General features: G+C 68.2%; 3 protein-coding genes and 1 pseudogene. 1 reads left to right on the forward strand and 3 read right to left on the reverse strand.

Going from position 1 to position 3,261, the window contains the following annotated elements:
• Positions 1-72 precede the first annotated feature (72 nt).
• Positions 73-249, forward strand: a pseudogene (locus EBE87_RS27980) (integrase core domain-containing protein); the annotation flags it as partial.
• 189 nt (positions 250-438) lie between these two features.
• Here EBE87_RS27980 and EBE87_RS27985 read toward each other — a convergent pair.
• The 3 genes from EBE87_RS27985 to EBE87_RS27995 form a co-directional block, all read right to left on the reverse strand.
• Entirely contained in the window at positions 439-1,428 is a 990-nt protein-coding gene (locus EBE87_RS27985; protein WP_120641131.1) for a tripartite tricarboxylate transporter substrate binding protein, read from the reverse strand.
• A 47-nt stretch (positions 1,429-1,475) separates the two neighbouring features.
• Positions 1,476-2,630 (reverse strand): acyl-CoA dehydrogenase family protein, encoded by a 1,155-nt coding sequence (locus EBE87_RS27990; protein ID WP_120641132.1) that lies wholly within the window; start codon positions 2,628-2,630, stop codon positions 1,476-1,478.
• A 12-nt stretch (positions 2,631-2,642) separates the two neighbouring features.
• Positions 2,643-3,261 (reverse strand): acyl-CoA dehydrogenase family protein (locus EBE87_RS27995; RefSeq protein ID WP_267898290.1); only part of this gene is annotated, 619 nt, incomplete at its 5' end.

Genomic DNA, 3,261 nt, shown 5'->3' on the forward strand with positions numbered 1-3,261 from the left:
CTGCAGTGGAAGTGGATGACAGCAGGCACCTTACAACATGCGCTATCAGGAGCGGGGGCCGTCCACCCCATCAACGGCAAGCTCCGGGAGGAATGCCTGGACACGCATTGGTTCTTGTCGCTCGAGGACGCCAGGAGCACGATCGAGGCCTGGAGACGGAACTATAATGCGTCCCGTCCTCACAGCGCCCTGGGGCACCTAACGCCTCAGGAGTTCGCTGCCAAAGCAGCCCGGAAGGGCTGCTTATGACGCCCGGAAACCCTCACTCTGGGTGGACCAATTTCGGGGCTACGGTCAAGGCGGTGCGCCTGACCGGAGCGCGGTTGGACTAGGTACGGCCCGGCGCCGCCGGCGAACAGGAGCGCGCCGGATGGCACGCGCTCCTGCCTCCACCGAACAGCCGGCAGGCCCTTTCCGGAGTCCGGGGCTCCGGCGCGGTCAGCCTACCTTCAAGCCGAGGCGGCGGATCATCGCGCCGTCTTCCTCGTATTGCCGCTGCGCCGCGCTCGCATAGGCCGCGCTGTCGAGGTAAGCGACGGACATGTCGAGCCGGTCCAGCACCGCCAGATGCGCGCCATCGTGCAGCGCCTCTCGGAATCCATCCTGCAGGGCCTTGACGATCGCCGGGTCCATGCCGGCTGGGCCAGCCAAGCCGTAGGGGGATTCCGACACGACATCGATGCCCTGCTCCCGCAGCGTTCGCACGTCGGGGAAGCGCCTGGCACGCTCGGCACCCCAGGTGCACAGCAGCCGCAGGCGCCCTTCCTTCACCAACTCCGCCCAGCCGCTGGCATCCGCTGAAACGTTGACTTGCCCCGCCAGCAGCGCCTGCAGGTCCTCCGCCACGCCGCGGAAGGGCACATGCGTCCACTCGATGCCACGCCCCTGGGCGATCTGCTCCATGGTGATGTGGAGCGAGGTGCCGCTGCCTGGAGAGCCATAGTTGACCTTGCCCGGGTTTGCCTTGGCGTAGTCCAACAGCTCAGTGAAGCTCTGCCACGGCGCGTCGGCGCGCACCACCACGCCGAACAGATAGCCGGTCACCTGCAGGATCCAGCTGAAATCCTTCAGGGGGTCGAAGGGTGGCTTGGCCACCATCTGCGGGTAGCGGAACACCGAGACCGGCATCTGCGCCAGGGTGTAGCCATCCGGCCGCGTACCAACCAGCGCCTGCGCGCCGAGGATGCCGCCGGCGCCGGAGCGGTTCTCCACCACCACAGGCTGGCCGAAGCGGCGCGAGGCCGCATCGCACAACGCGCGCATCTGCACGTCCGTGGTGCCGCCCGGCGCGAAGGGCACGAACATGCGGATCGGCTTGGAGGGGAAGCGTTCCTGCGCCAGCGCCGGCCGGGCCAGCGCCGCCGCGCCCAGCCCGGCGGCCCCACTGAGCACGGCGCGCCGCCCCAAACCTTTTGAATTCCAGATCATGATGTTCCTCCCTGCTGTGACCGCCCCGGTGTTCCGGGTGCGGCGTGCTACTCGGCCTCGACAAGGTTGTCAGCCGCGCTGACCAAGCCAAGATGGTGGTCGGTGTCACCGAAGCTTTTCTCGATCATGGCCAGCCGCTTGAAGTAGTGCCCGGCCTTGTATTCCCAGGTCATGGCGATGCCGCCCTGCAACTGCACCGCTTCCTGCCCCACCTTGCGGGCGGAGTTGTTGACCTGCACCTTGGCGGCGGAGATGGCGGATTGCCGCAGCGCCGCGTCGGGTTCCTCCGCCATCATGGCGGCGTAGAGCGCCATGGAGCGTGCCTGCTCCACCGCCACCAGCATGTCGGCGGCGCGGTGCTGCAGCGCCTGGAAGGAGCCGATGGGAACGCCGAACTGCTGCCGCGCCTTCAGGTAGTCCACGGTGTTCCGCTGCAGCTCGTCCATCGTCCCGACCGCCTCAGCGCAGAGGGCCGCGATGGCGATGTCGGTCACGCGCCGCATCAGCGGCAGGCCGGCATCGACCTCGCCCAGCACGGCATCGGCGGGAACGCGGACGTCCCGCAGGGTGATCTCGGCGCTGCGCAGCCCGTCCTGGGTTGCCATGCCGTGCAAAGTGACGCCGGGCGAGGCGGCATCGACCAGGAACAGTGTGACGCCATCCCGGTCCCGCCGCGCGCCGGCGGTGCGAGCGCTGACCACCAGCCGGCCTGCGCTGTCCCCGTGCAGCACGCCGGCTTTGACGCCATCCAGCACGAAACCCTCGCCATCGCGCCGCGCGGTGGTGGACACGTCGTGCAGGTCGTAGCGGGAGCGTGGCTCAAGCTGGGCGAAAGCGAGGGTCAGCGAGCCATCGGCCACCTGCGGCACCAGCTCCGCCCGCAGCGCGTCGGTGCCACCCAGGCGGAGGAAGCCGCCGCCCAGCACCACGGTGGACAGGTACGGCTCCACCGCCAGACCGCGCCCGATCGCTTCCATGACGATCATGGTCTCCACCGGCCCGCCGCCGATGCCGCCATCCTCCTCCGCGAAGGGCAGCGCCAGCACGCCGAGCTCCGCCAGCCCGGACCACAGCCCAGTGCTGTAGCCGCCCGGGCCGGCCTGGTACGCCTTGCGCTTCTCGAAGTCGCCATAGGCATCGGACATGAAGCGGTCGATGCTGTCCTTGAGGAGCCGCTGTTCCTCGTTCAGGTCGAAATCCACGCGTCGTTCCCTTCAGAGCCCGAGGAAGGCTTTGGCGATGATGTTGCGCTGGATCTCGTTGGAGCCGCCGTAGATCGAGACCTTGCGCGCGTTGAAGTAGAGCGGGGCGATGGCGTCCATGCCGTCCGCCACCAGCGGCGGTTCGTTGCGCCCTTCATCCCCATCATGCTCCGGCGCCGCCTGGGCGTAAGGGCCGGCGATGTCCAGCAGCAGCTCCGTGGTCGCTTGCTGCAGTTCGGAACCCTTGATCTTGAGGATGGAGGAAGCGGGATCGGGCTTGTCGGCTTCCCGCTGGCGCTGGTTGGCTACCACCCGCATCTGCGTGATCTCCAGCGCCTTCAGCTCCACCTCGATGGCGGCGACGCGGCGGCGGAAGTCTGGGTCGTCCCACAGCGTGCCGCCTTCCGCTTCTGTCTCCCGCGCCATGCGCTTGGCGCGGGCAATGCGCTGCTTGGACATGCCGATGCGCGCGATGCCGGTACGCTCATTGGACAGCAGGAACTTGGCGTAGTCCCAGCCCTTGTTCTCCTCGCCCACCAGGTTCTCCGCCGGCACCTCGACCTCGTCGAAGAAGACCTCGTTGACCTCATGCGCGCCGTCGATGGTGATGACCGGGCGCACGGTGATGCCG

Origin of the sequence: Teichococcus wenyumeiae, assembly GCF_003696345.1 — a bacterium.
In the GTDB taxonomy this organism is placed as follows: Bacteria; Pseudomonadota; Alphaproteobacteria; order Acetobacterales; family Acetobacteraceae; genus Pseudoroseomonas; species Pseudoroseomonas wenyumeiae.